We start from the raw sequence: 17,274 nt of genomic DNA on the forward strand, positions 1-17,274 counted from the left end.
CGCGGGTTTGTATGATCCACAAGGTGTAGGTGGTACACACGTAATGTACGTACTTCATCATGCTGATAAACCCAATCTATATCACGGTTTACCAGAAAATCCAGAAATTAGCTCAACGGTTAAATTCTGGAAAGGTATTTGGAAACCACTGGCTGCCGTTGGTTTTGCTGCCACTTTTGCAGGTGCAATGTTCCACTACTTAGGTGTCGGCCCTAACCGAACGACTGAAGAAGATGAAGAAGAAGCGCTTAAAGAGATGGAATCCTCTTCTAAAACATCAAGCTCTGCAAATAAAGAGGAGCAAAAATAATGAAGAAGAAATGCGATAAAATTCTTCGCCATACCGCATCAGAGCGTATTAACCACTGGGTTGTCGCTATCTTTTTTATTTTCACTACCTTTAGTGGGTTAGGATTTTTCTTTCCCTCATTAAATTGGTTTATGAATATTTTAGGTACACCACAACTTTCGCGTTTACTGCACCCATTTGTGGGTCTTGCGATGGTATTTTTCTTTATCTTTATGTTCTTCAGATACTTAAAACATAATTTTATTGATAAAGACGATTTAGTGTGGGCTAAAAATATTCACAAAGTACTGCAAAATGAAGAAGCGGGTGATATCGGGCATTACAACTTAGGCCAAAAAGGAATTTATTGGACTTTAAGTATCAGCCTTATCGTTCTCACCATTAGTGGTGTGATTATTTGGCGTCCTTATTTTGCTGATTATTTCTCTATTCCAGTTATTCGTATTGCATTACTAGCGCATTCAATTTCAGCAATATTACTGATTATTACTGTTATTGTTCATGCTTATGCCGCGTTTTGGGTTAAAGGCTCGATTCGTAGCATGATTGAAGGTTGGGTAACTCGCGGCTGGGCTAAAAAGCATCACCCTCGTTGGTATCGTGAGATTTTAGACGAAGAGAAAAAAGCAGCAGAAAATAAAAATACACCAAAATAATAAACGGCTTAATTAATGTGTGAGAAAAAATGGAGGCTAAAACGCCTCCATTTCTATAACTGTATACCACATTTAATGTGCTGCTGTTTTAGCCTGTTCAACTAAATTAATTAAACGGCTTCTCATCGTATGATAGCTTTGAGAAACTTGGCTTTCAGCCCATTTTTGGTCATCGATTTTAATGACTTTCGCAGCACAATATTTTGTTTCTGGTGTTTTTGAAACCGGATCAAGATTATCTTGTGTGAGTTCATTACAAGCGCCAATCCACCATTGATACGTCATATAAATAGCTTGCTCATTAATGCTTTCATTAACATTGCAACGAGACATCACTTTTCCACGACGAGATTCAACCCAGACAATTTCTTGGTCGCGAATTCCTGCTTTTTTTGCAACCTCTGGATGCACTTGAACGTAACCCGGCTCATCGGCTAATGAGGCTAATGCTTTGCAGTTACCCGTCATTGAACGGCAAGAATAATGCCCTACTTCACGTACAGTAGAGAGGATCATCGGGTAATCAGCATCAGGTAATTCAGCCGGTGCTCGCCATTGTGTCGCAAAAAGCTTTCCTTTACCTGATGGCGTATTAAATTCATTTTCTGAATATAAATAAGGTGTACCAGGGTGGTCTAAATCAGTACAAGGCCATTGAATATGCGCTAAACCAGCCAACTTCTCATAAGTAGCACCATAAAATAGTGGGCATAACTCTCTAACTTCATTCCAGATTTCTTCATTATCAGCATACGACATTGGATACCCCATTTCGGTAGCTAATAAACTGATAATTTCCCAATCACGTTTTACATTGCCTCTTGCTTCAACGGCTTTTTCAAAGCGTTGGAAACCTCTATCTGCACAAGTAAAAATGCCGCCATGCTCACCCCAGCTAGTAGAAGGTAAAATAACATCCGCTTGCTCTGCCGTTTTAGTCATAAAAATATCTTGTACTACTACAAAATCGAGGGCTTCAAATCCTTTTCTCACTAACCCTAAATCAGCCTCTGTTTGGAGTGGATCTTCACCCATGATGTAATAGGCTTTCACCTTACCTTCAATAGCCAAATGAGGTACTTCGGTGATGCGGTAACCCGCTTCTGGGTCGAGTTTTTCAACAGGAATATTCCACGCTTGAGCAAATTTTTTGCGCGTCCTTTCATCTGTGACATATTGATAACCCGGAAACATATTGGGTAAAACTCCCATATCACACGCACCTTGAACATTATTTTGTCCACGAACGGGGGCTACCCCCACATGTGGTTTACCTAAATTTCCAGTTAATAATGCAAGACCCGATAATCCTTTAACAACATCAACAGCTTGACCAAATTGCGTAACCCCCATACCCCACATAATGGTTGCAGTTTTAGCGCCCGCATAAGTGCGCATTGCTTTACGAATTTCGATAGCAGGAATACCAACAATATCTTGCACCGCTTCAGGGCTATAGTTTTCTAATTGCTTTTTATATTCATCAAAGCCCTCGGTATAACGGCTAACGTAATCTTTATCGTAAAGGTTTTCTTCTATTAGCGTATAAGCAAAAGCATTAACTAATGCCATATTTGTTCCATTCTTTAGGGGTAAGTATTGATTAGCAATTTTAGCGGTTTCTATTTTTCGCGGATCACACACAATTATTTTGGCGCCCTTCTGTTTTGCTTTAACAACGCGTCTAGCCACTATAGGATGAGAATCTGCACAGTTATAACCAAATACCAATAAACAATCAGAATCTTCAATATCAGCGATTGAATTACTCATTGCGCCATTACCTAATGTTTCTTGTAAACCTGCAACAGAAGGGCCATGACAAACTCGGGCACAACAATCGACATTATTATTACCTAATACAGCTCGGACAAATTTCTGCATAACAAAATTGGTTTCATTCCCTGTACCACGAGAAGAACCTGTACACATAATTGATTTTGCACCGTATTTATCTTTTATTTCTTGCAGTTTTTGAGCGGTGAAACTAATAGCCTCATTCCAACTCACTATTTCAAAATCACCTCCCTTTTGTCGGCGGATCATGGGTTCATGAATTCTGGCTGTTAGCAATTTATTGTCGTTTAAAAAATCCCAACCATAGAGCCCTTTTAAACATAGCTCGCCCTGATTGGTGACACCATTGGCGCCTTCAGCTTTGATTATTTTACCATTTTCGACACAGAGATTGATTTTGCAGCCAGCGCCACAATAAGGACAGACGGAGTTGATTTTGTTCATGTGATATCCTTTCCCCTAACTAGGGAGTAAAAGAGTCATAAAGAACTTTCAACTAAGCACAAATTATGCCAATAAATATTTTATTAATTATCAATAAAATAGAGATAATCTTAGTGAGAAATAAATAGACTTCGACATTTTTGACGATAAAAAACTACCTTTATAGGTATAAGGCTGTTCTTGCCATTAATACTTTCATTATTAGTATTAATTTTTATTTAAAAATGTACTTGGCCTTTAATACAACATGTTATTGAAACGAGGTGAAAACAAAGCAAATAAAACTCGCTATATACTAACGGCTTTAAAAATAAGGCTTTCTTTAATTTATTTTTGTGATATAAAAAAAGGGTCGATTTTTAGCAGTGGCGTCTACAAAAACCCTGCATTTAACTATATTCATATCAACAAAGAGCAAAAGTATGAAAGCAGGTATCAATAATTTACGACTACTAAGCCTAAACCTACTACTTCGTTAGGTGGCCGCGCTTATTCATCTTTTGCAAAAGCCACCAGTAAGGTGGCTTTTTTGTTTGTAACCTACTGGTGGAACTGATTTTTAGGGGAGTTCTATGATGTTTAGTTTCACCACAAGGATTATGAATTACAACGCGTTATCTTCAATCTATTGTTTGGCAATAACCTCCACCACTAAAACAATTAACCCGGAGGAAAAATGAGCCAACAATGGACCTCCCGATTTGGACATATTTTAGCTGCCGCAGGTTCTGCAATTGGTATTGGCGCGATATGGAAATTTTCTTACGTTGCTGCAAATAATGGTGGCGGTGCCTTCCTCGTCGTATTTTTATTATTTAGCTTTATTATCGGGCTTGCGGTATTACTTGCCGAAAACATTCTTGGAAGCAGTACTCAAGCTGAAGCTGTTAATGCTTTTAAGAAGATGATGGGACGCAATTGGGCTGTCATTGGCGTAATTGGTGTTTTCAGCTCATGGTGTATTTATAGTTTTTATAGTGTTGTCGGCGGCTGGACCATTGGTTATACCGTAATGGCAGCAACTGGTGAGTTAAATATTACTGATAGCACTGAATTAACAGGTATTTTTACGCGTTTTATTAGTGATCCGTGGTGGCCAATACTTGCTCATCTCGTCTTTTCTGGCTTAACTTGTTTTGTGGTATTAGCTGGAGTACAGCGAGGATTAGAAAAAGCGGTTAAAATCATGATGCCAATGTTATTTATCATTATGATTTTACTGATTATTGTCGGCATTAGCTTACCGGGTTCTTCCGAAGGTTTAAAATTATTTTTATATCCTGATTTTAGTAAATTAACACCTCAAGGTGTGTTAGATGCGCTGGGATTAGCCTTTTTCTCATTGTCTATTGGTTTAGGTATTCACATCACCTATAGCGCCTATTTAGCGGACAATAAAGGCATTGCCAATTCAAGTGTATGGGTTGTTATCCTTTCTTGTTTGGTGTGTGTATTAGCCGGTTTGATGATTTTTCCTGCATTATCGGCTGCGGGTTTAGAACCTAATGCAGGCCCCGGCTTAACCTTTATGACTATGCCTGTCTATTTTGCTCACTTACCTGGTGGCAATATTTTAGCGGTCACTTTTTTTGTATTGTTATTGATGGCGGCATTAACATCTGCAATTTCATTACTTGAGCATATTGTTGCTTATGTACAAATGCGTTTTCAATGGACTCGTCGCAGAGCTGGCTTAGTCGTTACCGCATCGATTATGTTAATGGGTATCCCGGTTTCATTATCCTTTGGCCCTATGAGCGATGTGACATTAGGCGGAAAAACAATATTTGATCTATTGGATTACCTGACCTCAAATATTCTGATGCCTTTGTTTGGTATTGCGATGTGTCTTATTTTTGGCTGGTCACGTAGAGCAAGCGCATTAATTCCTGAGAATATTGTGGGATTAAAACGCCAATGTTTATTGCTGGTATGGCGTTATATCGGCCCATTATGTATTGGTGTTATTTTAGTTCATGGATTGATTGGTTAATCTATAAAATCAAAAGCAGTATAGAGCGATTTTTATACTGCTTTTATAATGATATTACCACTAACTTGGCAATGGTCTTATTGTCAAACCTGTAGAAAAGACTGAAGTTTATCTGAATATTGAAATAAAAAGAGAGCTACCTGATGTTGATATAAAAACAGGTAACTCTCTCTATTTATTACTACCTTAATGGATACTTAATTACTCTATTATTACTCTACTTTGTTATTTGTAATGCTGCTTAATTTCTTTAACTATCGCCAAGCCACGTTTTGCTTCTTTTTCAGCAATCTCTACAGATAAGCCAATATAAGAGCGAGGATCTAACATCGCCTTAATTTCATCAGCATTAAAGGCCGCTGTAATAGTTTTATTTTTCATCAGGTTAGTATAGAAATCTTCACCATCTGCGGCGGTTTTAATCGCTTCTTCATATAACAGTGAGTGAGCTTTATCTTTACCTAATTTTTCTGCCATTTTCATCATAACGTATTCGGTATTATCTAATCCTTTATTTCTTAATACGTTATGCAGCATTCTCTCTTCATGAGGAACTATCGTTCTAGACAGCTCTTCTGTTCTTAATAGAATTTCTGTTGTCAGCTCTAAAGCTTCTTCAAGTAATCCATCAAATAACATATAAGAGCTACTATCTCCCTCATAAGGTCTAACAGCAGAATACATCCCCACACTTGGCAGAGAATAAAGTTTTTGTGAGTTAGCAATAATTCCTTTTGCTAATTTGGGATTTATTTTATGGGGCATTGTACTGCTGCCCACTGTGCCTTTCGTAAATCCTTCCGAAACTTCAGCAATTTCTTCAAGTGTTGTGCTATACACTTCTTCGCCAATTTTATGGCAGATATTTGCCATCAGCGCTAAATTAGCCATATATTCTAATTTATGAGTGCTGAGGTTACGAGAAGGGACTTCCATTGCCTCCATACCCACTAATTCAGCAACACGTTTTTGTACTTTTATTCCTACTTCAGGCATTGAGTTAAATGCACCAACTGCCCCGCCCATCATGATAGTGAATACTCGTTTTTCACACTCTCTCATGCGCTGATAGCAGTCGATAAAATCACTTATCCAAACAGAAACTTTATAACCATAAGTGATAGGAATAGCATGGCGTCCATGTGTTCTCCCTGCCATTACCATATGCTTAGTTTTCTCGGCTAAACCTGATAAATTTTCGATGATCTCACTTAAGAGCAGCATAAATTTATGGTGCACTGTTTTCATCATATAGAGCTGTGAACTTTGTTGTATATTTTGCGTAGTAATACCGTAGTGAATATATTTACCACTCTCTTCTGAACACGCATTCACTAATACCTTTAAAAAAGGTACAAAGCCATGACCGATTTTTTGATAAATACGGTTCATCTCTTCAAAGTCTATATTTTCAATGACTGCCTTTTCTTTAATTTCATCTGCAGCTGATTGTGGAATAAAACCTTGTTCTGCTTGAGCTTGAGCTAACATTGATTCAAACATTAACCAAGTTGAATATTTGGCTTCATTGGATAGCAGCTCTTTTATACCGCGATCATCAATTGTTTTACTTTTAGAATCGTATAACGCTCTCATCATGTATCCTTTTTTATTTCTTCATTGCTTCATCAACAGCATTTCGGACAAATTCGACTTTAGGCCCGTAAACAACATGGACATGATTTGCCGCAGGTATAAAGAATGCTGTACAACCCGACTCCAACATTAATTCTTTATCTATTTGATTAACTTCTGAAATATCAATTCGAAGTCGAGTAATACAGTTATCAACGTTGCGAATATTTTGTTTTCCACCTAATGCTTGAATTAATATTTCTGCAATTTCGCCATAACGTTTTTCTTTGATTAATGTATTTTTAAGATTACTTGATTCTTCTCTACCGGGTGTTTTGATATCGAATTTCACAATAGCCCAGCAGAAGATAAAGTAAGTCACAACGGCTAAACTGGTGCCAATAAGGACTAAGAAAATCCAGTTGGTATTTTCGTAAAGTAAGCCAAAGATAGTGAAGTCAAAAATAGTTCCTCGGATATAACCGATAGCCACACCAGCAAACGAGAGTAGAACCGCACCGATACCCACGATAATGGCGTAGATTAAATATAAGAGCGGCGCGATAAAGACAAAGGTAAATTCTAACGGCTCAGTTACGTTTCCAAGCATCGCCGTCAAGACCATAGTGACTAACATCGACTTCACTTCAACGCGATTTTCTTTTTTAGCGGTTTTGTAAATAGCCAATGCAATAGCAGGAAATAAGAATAGCGTCACCAACATTTGCTGTTGAGCCATAAAACGCGTCAGACTTGGCATCATTGCCCAATATTCACTGCTTGGTCCTTGGTTAAATAACACTTCTGTCATTGCAGGAACTACACCAACGTAGGTTTGTCCATCAATGATGTAAGAGCCGCCCGCTTCAGTGAATCTAAACAGAACGTTCCATACATGGTGTAAACCAAATGGAATAAACAGTCGTTCACCACCCGCAGTAAAGAATGGGCCAACTGGGCTTAAAAACACGGCTGAGAGCTTAGTTAACCCCATCACTAAGACTTCCCAAATAAACGGTAACAATGAACCGACACCAATCATCAATCCAACCATAATAATGGCGACAGATTTTTTACCAGAGAAGAAAGCAAATGCGGTAGGAAGTTCAAGGTTATAGAATTTATCAGTCGCCCAAGCGGCAATTAATCCGGTGATAATCCCCCCAGCAGCACTGATATTCATGGTTTGTATGCCTAACACCTTGATTTGCCCCACTTGCGTCATAATCGCAGGATCAGCAAGCTTACCTGTCAATACCAGCCAGATATTGATGGTACTTATCAAGGTTAAATACCCGACTACAGAGGCAAAAACGGCAATTCCCTTATCTTTATGGCTCATACCATAAGCCACACCCATTGCAAATAGCAGTGGAATGTTGTCAAAAATAACGCCAGCAATAGAACGGATACTGACTAATAATGCATTGACTGTTTCATTTCCTAAGAATGGAAATCGTGCAATCATATAAGACTGAACTAGAGCACCACTGATCCCCAGTATCATACCAATAGGCGCCAAAACGCCGATAGGTAGGAGTAGGGTTCTACCAAAGCGTTGAATGGATTCACTGAACTTTTTTCTGGCCATATTTTTTTCCTTATGACTCTGAATATACATAATTACAGGGCTACTCTAGCACTGGGTGTTCTATAAAATGAATGACGTTGCGGTTTTAAATATTATCTTAAGTCATTATTTATGACCTAGGTCTTGTAAGGAAAATAGGAATAGTAATAAGAGATATAAAATAGTTTTATATCTCTTATATATTGTTATTAAAAAAAAAGAAAATTAGAAAGAAATAACTGTTATTATTGAGTTAAATTTTTAAATTATTATTTTCAACACTAGAATAGTTTATTAATATTAATAAATAAAAAGAAATAAAAACACCAACCTTTATGACTAATAGCATTATCGTTATAAAAATTTAAAGTAAATTTTCTAATTCGTTAATCAACAAGTCCACTAAAATAAAAAAACCTATTCTAGATTTTGTATCATCTCTTTTCGTATCATGGCTATCTGCAAAACAAAACAAGGTATTATTGGCATAAGCAGTGAGTTCATTGGTGTGAAATGCCGTCATACTAATAATATTAGCATCTTTTAATTGAACAATTTTAGCCGTTTCAATAATTTTTTTAGTACCACCGGAAAGGGAGATAAATATAACGGTGTCATCTTCATTAACTAACCGAGTAAAAGAATCAGATAGATTGTAATCATTAATAAAAAAACAGTGTAACCCCAATGCAAATAATAAATGCTCGAGGTAATATCCCACCGCTTTACTGGTACCTCTAGCAACAATAAAGATATTTCTAGAATGACGTAACGTTTTAGCACAATCATGGATCTGTTCTTCATTAATTAATGTAAAACTTTTATTAATGTTTTTTTCTAGCTGTTTTTTATAAGATGAAGAGTTTATTTTTTCTGCTTTATTTTTTGTTAAATTATAATTATTAATTTGAAATTTAAGTTCTTTAAACCCACTAAATCCTAATTTTTGCGATAAATTAATAATTACCGTTTTTGATACAAACGTTTTTTCTACTAACTCATTAATATTTAAGAAGGGTATATCGGCAATATTATCAGTGAGATATTTTAATACTTTTTTTTCGCTGACTGTTAAGTTGTCATAATTTTTTAAAAAATCCAGCATATCTCACCCAATCAATTAGTCTAAAAATTCGTGTTTATCATCATCTAAAATGGTGTGAATTAAAGTCCATCGTTCGTGTTTTGAGTATACGTTAAATCAGAGAGTTATATAGTGTTAGAGCAGTATTTTGTGAATTGAAGTAATAATTACAACCAATCATGATAGCCTCAAAACGCGACGTTGAATTTGATATCGTGTCGCGTTTATTAGATACCTTTCAAGCAAGAGATTCAGCGCTATTCATTACCCCATTGATTTAAAAATGTCGCTATATCATCAATGCGCTGTTCATTAATACCCGCTTCTTTCGCTATCTCTTTTTGTGCTTCTTCGCTTATTTCTTCGTTATTTGTTAAACGAGCCAGCAATAACTGAAAATAACGAGCAAGTGCGTCTTCTTCGGCTTTATCTACAGGTTTTGCCGATCCCATCGCGTACTCTTCCACGATGTCATAATATTTAAATGGTATTTCATTATTCATAGATCGCCCTCAAAAGTTTAGAGTGAGAGTGGAGACTTATTCTCTGAGATTAAATGTTTTTAATTACTTTTACTGTTGCATCGATATCTATTTCATCTTCAGAAAAAGTTAATATCGTTCCATGAAGCGTCGTTATCGCTAATTTTTTTAGTGAGCGCATTTCATTAGGATTAGCTGATTTTGGTCTAATGCTATTCATCAGAGCGCCTATAGACAATACCGTATTTTCTTTATCAATGCGGGTATCTGCTGGCACTTCTTCGCTATAAACCACATAAGACTTAATAGCAGTCAGTTTGATGCGCTCACCCGCAATATAGATATATTTGCTATCTGGAATAACTTTAACAGCGTAAGCTGACAAACCTTTAGTATTCGTGGTCGGTTCAAAAGTTACTATAGCACCTTTTTTAATCAGATCAGGGTTAGAGACTTTAACCACATGAAAATAACGATTATCACCGTTTTCATCTTTGATAAATCCAAAACCTTTATCTTCAAACCACGTTGTGATCGTTCCATCCATCGCTATTACCGCCTCTTAATCATTATCTAACCAATTTTTCAGCGCGCAGTATAAAGCACAATGCTTATACAGACTATGCCTTTAGTTTAAGTCTAGATGAGAATTTTCTACAATGTGTAAACAAGCGTGTTCTAGGTGTCATTCGCTAATCAACCTAAAGTTGGTTACTATTCTCGCCTACTCTTCGCTGGATAAACCGATGTCTAAGATTATTGATACCTTTATTGCGCCACCTTGCTATGACGAAATTGAATATCTCTATCAAGATGAACATTTAGTTGTTATCAATAAGCCTTCTGGACTACTCAGCCTTTCAGGAAAAAATCCACAGAATTTAGATTCAGTACATTATCGATTAGTACAAGTTTTTCCTGGTTGTACACTTGTTCATCGTTTAGATTTTGGTACTTCAGGGGTGATGGTTGTGGCTCGCAATAAAGCGATAAATGCGATACTTTGTCGGCAATTTAGCCAGCGTACCGTGACTAAAGTCTATCATGCGTTACTTTGTGGGCATTTAAGTGATGACTGCGGTGTTATAGATGCGCCAATTGCTAAAGATCCTGCGCTATTTCCGCTTATGTCTATTAGTGCCACACAAGGTAAACCGGCTCGTTCTCGCTATCGTGTTATCGAACGTTTTTACCAAACGCGAGAAGATGGCGCATCTGTGCCATTAACACGAATTCAACTCACCCCCGAAACAGGGCGTACGCATCAACTACGCATTCACTGTCAGTATTTAGGTCATCCTATTTTAGGCTGTGATTTATATGGTGGTCTTTTACCAACAGGTACTGAAAAAACGCCACGGCTAATGCTACATGCCAGTGAATTACATTTTTTGCATCCTCTAAGCAAAGCACCAATCAATGCTCACAGTGCAAGCCCATTTTGATAAAATGATTACCACATCAAATCATCTGGCACTTTAAAATCAGCATAAGGATCATCTTCATCTTGTTCAATTTGGCTAAGTGCATTATTGAGTAAAATGCTGTTGGCATCTCTTTGCATAATTTTATCAGCAACACTGGCTGGAATAATGGCGTATTCCGTTTTACCACTGTTATCCGTCACCAAACGAGCAATGGCGAGACGACCACTAATCAATTGAGATTGTGTTAACTTGTCGACCACAATATTTTTAATTAAATTGTTGTCCGTGAAATTAAAATCAATATCACCTTTTGATGGTGTGATCCGATTCATTTCAATCAGTTGTTTTACCTGCGCTTTATACTCTTTAGACAAAGCCGCCTGCTTTTGTTGCTCACTAAGCTGCTTATCACGCTCAAGCTGTGCTCTTTTATTTTCTTCTACCGTTTCTCTCGCTTCACGAGCCTGAATGCGTGATTTTTTAGCTGTTCTCTGCACTTTTGCCATTTTTTTGCTGGTCACAAGACCGGCTTTTAACATTTGCTCTTGTAAAGTAAGTTTTGCCATTTTTATCTCTGAATCAGTGAAATAATTTAAATGATTATACCTGTAATTTCTAAGACTGCATTAGGTTGCAATATTGGGCATTAGTGATAATTAATATTTAATTGTTTATTATTTATCTCTAATTAGAGAAATGAATTTAAAGATAACAAACAAAAAGTAAACGCTTTTATATGCTTTTATTCTTAAAAGATGATAGAAAATATTGGTTGGATTAGGCGTTATACAGGAATAATAAATGCAAAATGAAGTAATACACACGGCAATGCACGAAATTAAAGTCTATCTTGTGAACTCATTTACTCGAAATAATACTGGTGGTAATCCTGCTGGGGTTGTTCTTTACCCACCAGCGCTGAGTGTTGAACAAAAAATAGCTATTGCACGACAAGTAGGCTTCTCTGAAACTGCATTTGTTTATCAGGGCAAAGAGACCGATTTCGAGGTGGATTTTTTTACTCCTGAAGGCGAAGTTGATTTTTGCGGACACGCAACATTAGCCGTTTTCTTCACCTTATCTTCACTTAAATTGCTGACATCAGGTCATTACACACAAAAAACTAAAGCGGGTATTTTGCGTGTTTCTGTCAGTTCTGATGGTGTTGTTATGGAACAGACGTTACCAATGATACGCCAAGGTCCTGACATTAATGATATTGCTACAGCCCTTGGTATAGATAATAAAGCTATTGAAGCGACAGGCTTGCCTATTAAAATAATCTCGACTGGATTACCTGATATCTTAGTTCCGGTACAGTTTGGCCAATTAGACATTTTGCAACCTGATTATAGCGTGATCGCAAGTTTAAGCCGTGAATTTAACACAATAGGTTTTCACGTATTTGAATTAAGCCCAGAAGAGTCCATCACTGCTCATTGCCGCAATTTCGCACCGCTTTACGGTATCGAGGAAGAGTCTGCAACGGGTAGCGCTAGTGGTGCACTAGGATGTTATCTAGTGAATTATGTTTACCCCAATAGCTCTCATTTTCAATTAGAACAAGGGCGAGCAATGAAATGTTCATCCCTTATTCAAGTCAGCATTGATTCACAAGATGGCGCAATTAACCGTGTTAAAGTTGGTGGGCAAGCAACGATGATTGGCACAAAAATAATTAAACTATAACTAAAATAGGGTGAGTAGTTTTAGCAAAATTTGAACCGATTAGTGCATTCGGAGTATATTGAAAACACTATCGTAAAACTCTCTCTATAACAGGTAATAATAGCAATGGCTCTGATCCCCAAAAACTACGCGCGACTAGAAAGTGGCTATCGTGAGAAAGCATTAAAAATCTATCCGTGGGTATGTGGACACTGTGCGCGAGAATTTGTGTATTCAAACCTGCGCGAATTAACCGTTCATCATATTGATCATGACCATACTAATAATCCTGAAGATGGTAGTAACTGGGAGTTGCTATGCCTATTTTGTCATGATCACGAGCACTCTAAATATACTCAAGCAGATCAATACGGCACCACAGTAATTGCAGGAGAGGATGCACAAAAAGATATTGATGCAGCAACCTATAATCCTTTTGCTGATTTAAAGTCGATGATTAATAAGAAGAAATAATCAACTACAAAAGCCGTCTTTAATGGGTAATGGCATTGATATTAATCAGCTTATCAAGTTAGATAAATATCAGTGCCTTTATATGCCTCTGGTTTTTTTGGGTGAAACGATGAGGTGGAATGGCGGTTTGATACAAGAAAAAATTCATCCTTTTTGCCCAAACTCAATGTTTGAGTAAACTGCCTCAAAACTTATAAATTCTGTTGAAAAAATGTAGTGATTTTATCAAACGGAATTTTGTTTAAATTATCGTATAAATCAACATGATCAGTATTTGGAATAATCAATAGCTCTTTAGGCGCTGATGCTACTTTATATACATCTTCAGAATAATAACGAGAATGTGCATTTTCCCCAGCAATCAGCAAAATCGGTCTTGGCGATATCATTTCAATATTGGCATACATTGGGAAATTAAAGAAAGACGTGGGCGTTGTTGCTGTCCAGGCTGTTGTCGAATTAATTGAACGAGGATGGAAGCCTCTAGGCGTGCGGTAATAATCAAAAAATGCCGCTAATACAGGTGAGGCATTCTCTGGCAAGACTTCGGGTAAAACACGTTGTCCTTCAATAATATGATTATTGTTATCGAATGGTACCTCATGATAGCCCAAAGCATAGTATCCATTTTTTGCATCTTTCCAACGCTGCTGACTAAGATAATCAATAACTTTATGTCGTTCTTCAAGAGTGTAACTATCTTGATATCCACGACTGATGCTGCGAGACATATCGTACATTGATGCTGTCGCAATCGCTTTAATGCGCGAATCACTACTTGCGGCAGTTAAAGCCATACCACTTAATCCACAGATAGCTAATACACCGATACGGTCGCGATCAACATTTGGCTGTAGGCCTAAAAAATCGACAGCGGCACTAAAATCTTCCGTATTGATATCCGCAGAAGCAACATTTCGAGGCTCACCACCACTTTCTCCAGTAAAAGAAGGATCAAACGCTAGCGTAATAAAACCACGCGCTGCTAATGTTTGCGCATATAACCCCGAGGACTGCTCTTTTACAGCACCAAACGGACCACTTAATACTATCGCAGCTAATGAACCGTTAATATTTTTCGGTTGATATAAATCCCCAACTAAAACTAAACCATAGCGATTTTTGAACATGACCTTTTTATGTTCAACTTTTTTGTTTTTCACAAAGGTTTTATCCCATTGATTACTAAAAGCTATATCTGATTGCGCTAATGCTGGAGATGTCATTATTGACGCCATACTTGCAACAGCAAGACTCGCACCCGTTAATTTTAATAAATGTCGACGTTCATTGTTCATATGTGCACCCTCTTCTATTCATTTTCTTGAGTAGGTTCAATTACCGTTTTTTTGGTGATTTAAATTGTAGATATTCAGTTCATAGGTTATTTTTCCTCAGCGGATCCGCCCAGGGGACAAGTATTGCTGCCACAACAAGCAATAATGCACTGACAACAAAAGCACTTTCATAGCCTCCGGCATCAAATAATATGCCTCCCATCGACGCGCCACAGGCAATGGAAAGTTGGATCACAGCAACCATCAGCCCACCTCCTGCTTCTGCATTATTTGAAAATACTCGAGGTACCCAACTCCACCAGCCAACAGGTGCTGCGGTTGCAATAAAACCCCAAAAACTCAGTAATACGATGACAATAAAAATGGAATGACTAAAGAAAATTAACAATGCGCCAATGCTGGCCATTAATAATGGAATAGCGATTAATGTCTGATAAAAACCTGTTTTTAATAAGCGATTAATAAACAGTGTTCCGATAAATCCGGCAATACCAATCAGTAACAAAATAAATGTCACCATCGAAATATCGACTTTTACCACGGTTTCGAGAAAAGGGCGTACATACGTAAATAGAGTAAATTGCCCCATAAAAAATAGCCCAATAGCAAGCATACCCAATGTCACAACACGGTTTTTAAACAAGCTAAAAATGCTAAAAACCGGTGAGGTATTTTGATGACCGGCTAGATCAGTTGGCATTGTAGGTAAACTGATCCATAGCCAGAAAATTGTTACTATCGCGATAGGTACTAGGCAAAGAAAAGCGCCTCTCCAGCCAATTACTGCGCCTAAATAAGCCCCTAATGGTGCAGCAATAACCATTGCTAATGCATTACCACTATTAAAAATAGCAAGTGCTTTAGGAACTTGTTCTATCGGAACTAAGCGCATGGCTATCGCAGCAGACATAGACCAAAAACCACCAACGACAACACCGATTAGTGCACGACCAAGCATATAAATATAATAATTGGGTGCTAAACCAATCATTGCCCCTGACATTCCCATCAAGAGCGCAAGCCCTAGTAACAAAGCTTTGCGATTTAAATTACGTGTAAGCACGGAAATAAATAAGCTTGTTATGACAGCAAATACCCCTGATATTGTAATCCCTTGTCCCGCCATCCCTTCAGTCACCTGAAAATCAATCGCTAAAGGTGTCAACAAACTAACAGGCATAAATTCTGAAGCGATTAATACAAAAACACATAGCGTCATGGCGAAGACCGCGCTCCAATTCGCCCTTTCAGGGGATTTTTGCTGTTGATAAATTGCATTATCCATCTGTTCTATTTGCCTTTCTGACTAGGATATTTAATGGACATCATCATGACATACAGGTGATAATTTAATTAGTAGATATAATCTTTATGAACTTGTGAGAAAAATTCACTAATGACTAAAAGTAAAATGAATGACTTGCATGCTTTTCTTATCGTTGCTCAAGAGCAAAGTTTTACAAAAGCGGCAGCAAGACTTGGTGTAACACCCTCGGCCTTAAGCCATACAATACGACTTTTAGAAGAGCGTTTAGGTATTCGGCTTCTCGCAAGAACAACCCGGAATGTCTCTGTGACAGAGGCAGGCGCACAACTGATGAACGCTATCAGCCCATTATTTGAACAAATTGAAACTGAACTTAATGCGTTAGGTGAGTTAAGGGATAGTCCTCGTGGAACTATTCGTTTAAGTTGTACAGATGACCAAATTGAAATTTATATCCGCCCAATATTGAATGATTTTTTACAAAAATATCCTGATATCACATTAGAAATATATGTAGATTATGGTTTTACAAATATTGTTGAAGAACGCTTCGATGCGGGAATACGAATTGGTGATGATATAAATAAAGACATGATAGCGGTACGTATTGGGCCCGATTGGCGTTTAGTTGCAGTAGCTTCCCCAGCTTATTTTAAACAATGTTCTAAGCCTCTTATTCCTACCGATTTGTCTGAACATAAATGTATCAATATTCGTCATCGTGCGGCGGGTGCTATTTATGCGTGGGAATTTAAACAAGGGGGTCATACAACAAGTATAAAGGTAGATGGGCAATTAGTTTTCAATAGCACACTACACCAGTTAAATGCAGCGCTTGATGGTATGGGAATAGCATATATTCCGGAACATTTAGCAGAACCTTATATTGCCAAAGGTGAGCTGCTATCGGTATTAACCGACTATAGTCCTTACTTTGAAGGTTTTCATCTGTATTATCCAAACCGTCGTCAGTCCTCACCTGCTTTTATGGCTTTTGTAGAGGCAATAAGGTATCGGTTAAAGGATCATCGCCAATAGTGTTAAAAACTGATACAAAAAACTTTATATATCTTATTAATATTGATGAATTAAATTTATATACCAATCAAATTAAACAATCGGATTGAAATACTGCGTTTATGCTTTGCATCTTTCAAATAGCAGATGTGGCCGAATATGAACGCGTAATTATTGATACTCTCGAAATGAGCTATCGCCTAATTAATATC

At 37.4% G+C, this 17,274-nt stretch carries 16 protein-coding genes; 7 read left to right on the forward strand and 9 right to left on the reverse strand.

The annotated features are described in order from the left end of the window. Together M997_RS01055 and fdoI are read left to right on the forward strand one after the other, a co-directional pair. On the forward strand, window positions 1-310 hold a 310-nt coding region (locus M997_RS01055), incomplete at its 5' end, for a formate dehydrogenase N subunit beta transmembrane domain-containing protein (protein ID WP_282955899.1). Continuing rightward, window positions 307-966, forward strand: a complete 660-nt coding sequence (fdoI, locus tag M997_RS01060; RefSeq protein ID WP_064718276.1) for a formate dehydrogenase cytochrome b556 subunit — start codon at window positions 307-309, stop codon at window positions 964-966. The genes M997_RS01055 and fdoI, both read left to right, overlap by 4 nt. Window positions 967-1,038: 72 nt before the next feature. Here fdoI and fdhF read toward each other — a convergent pair whose 3' ends face one another. Beyond that, a complete protein-coding gene (gene fdhF, locus M997_RS01065; protein WP_064718277.1) occupies window positions 1,039-3,207 on the reverse strand; it encodes a formate dehydrogenase subunit alpha in 2,169 nt (722 codons plus the stop codon). Window positions 3,208-3,883: 676 nt separating this feature from the next. Between fdhF and M997_RS01070 the strand changes: the two genes are divergently transcribed. Continuing rightward, a complete protein-coding gene (locus M997_RS01070; RefSeq protein ID WP_064718278.1) occupies window positions 3,884-5,200 on the forward strand; it encodes a sodium-dependent transporter in 1,317 nt (438 codons plus the stop codon). A gap of 225 nt (window positions 5,201-5,425) precedes the next feature. On the opposite strand, the gene M997_RS01075 is transcribed toward M997_RS01070, so the two are convergent. The 5 genes from M997_RS01075 to M997_RS01095 all read right to left on the reverse strand — a co-directional run bounded on the left by M997_RS01075 (window position 5,426) and on the right by M997_RS01095 (window position 10,464). After that, on the reverse strand, window positions 5,426-6,796 hold the full coding sequence (locus M997_RS01075) for a class-II fumarase/aspartase family protein (RefSeq protein ID WP_064718279.1): 1,371 nt from the start codon (window positions 6,794-6,796) through the stop codon (window positions 5,426-5,428). Window positions 6,797-6,809: 13 nt separating this feature from the next. After that, entirely contained in the window at window positions 6,810-8,366 is a 1,557-nt protein-coding gene (locus M997_RS01080; RefSeq protein ID WP_064718280.1) for a PTS transporter subunit EIIC, read from the reverse strand. Window positions 8,367-8,709: 343 nt separating this feature from the next. Then, entirely contained in the window at window positions 8,710-9,450 is a 741-nt protein-coding gene (locus M997_RS01085; RefSeq protein ID WP_064718281.1) for a MurR/RpiR family transcriptional regulator, read from the reverse strand. Between the two features lie 236 nt (window positions 9,451-9,686). Further along, window positions 9,687-9,932 carry a DUF2543 family protein gene (locus M997_RS01090; RefSeq protein ID WP_064718282.1) on the reverse strand — a complete coding sequence of 82 codons (246 nt, stop codon included), beginning with the start codon at window positions 9,930-9,932 and terminating at the stop codon, window positions 9,687-9,689. 49 nt (window positions 9,933-9,981) lie between these two features. After that, window positions 9,982-10,464: a cold-shock protein gene (locus M997_RS01095; RefSeq protein ID WP_064718283.1), complete on the reverse strand. Its 483-nt coding sequence runs from the start codon at window positions 10,462-10,464 to the stop codon at window positions 9,982-9,984. A 193-nt stretch (window positions 10,465-10,657) separates the two neighbouring features. Here M997_RS01095 and M997_RS01100 point away from each other — a divergent pair, with 193 nt between their 5' ends. After that, complete coding sequence (locus M997_RS01100; protein ID WP_064718284.1) at window positions 10,658-11,356, forward strand: RluA family pseudouridine synthase; 699 nt, start codon at window positions 10,658-10,660, stop codon at window positions 11,354-11,356. 8 nt (window positions 11,357-11,364) lie between these two features. Here the strand turns inward: M997_RS01100 and M997_RS01105 are convergent, their stop codons facing one another. After that, on the reverse strand, window positions 11,365-11,904 hold the full coding sequence (locus M997_RS01105; protein WP_064718285.1) for a DUF2058 domain-containing protein: 540 nt from the start codon (window positions 11,902-11,904) through the stop codon (window positions 11,365-11,367). Window positions 11,905-12,139: 235 nt separating this feature from the next. Here M997_RS01105 and M997_RS01110 point away from each other — a divergent pair, with 235 nt between their 5' ends. Beyond that, on the forward strand, window positions 12,140-13,027 hold the full coding sequence (locus M997_RS01110; protein WP_064718286.1) for a PhzF family phenazine biosynthesis protein: 888 nt from the start codon (window positions 12,140-12,142) through the stop codon (window positions 13,025-13,027). A 105-nt stretch (window positions 13,028-13,132) separates the two neighbouring features. Beyond that, complete coding sequence (gene yajD / locus M997_RS01115; protein ID WP_064718287.1) at window positions 13,133-13,480, forward strand: HNH nuclease YajD; 348 nt, start codon at window positions 13,133-13,135, stop codon at window positions 13,478-13,480. A gap of 191 nt (window positions 13,481-13,671) precedes the next feature. Here yajD and M997_RS01120 read toward each other — a convergent pair whose 3' ends face one another. Both M997_RS01120 and M997_RS01125 read right to left on the reverse strand, forming a co-directional pair. Further along, entirely contained in the window at window positions 13,672-14,778 is a 1,107-nt protein-coding gene (locus M997_RS01120) for an alpha/beta hydrolase (protein ID WP_064718288.1), read from the reverse strand. 79 nt (window positions 14,779-14,857) lie between these two features. Next, a complete protein-coding gene (locus M997_RS01125; RefSeq protein WP_064718289.1) occupies window positions 14,858-16,063 on the reverse strand; it encodes an MFS transporter in 1,206 nt (401 codons plus the stop codon). 111 nt (window positions 16,064-16,174) lie between these two features. On the opposite strand from M997_RS01125, the gene M997_RS01130 reads away from it, so the two are divergent. Next, a complete protein-coding gene (locus M997_RS01130) occupies window positions 16,175-17,083 on the forward strand; it encodes a LysR family transcriptional regulator (RefSeq protein ID WP_064718290.1) in 909 nt (302 codons plus the stop codon). The last annotated feature ends 191 nt before the right edge of the window (window positions 17,084-17,274 follow it).

Source organism: Proteus hauseri ATCC 700826, assembly GCF_001654965.1.
Taxonomy (GTDB): domain Bacteria; phylum Pseudomonadota; class Gammaproteobacteria; order Enterobacterales; family Enterobacteriaceae; genus Proteus; species Proteus hauseri.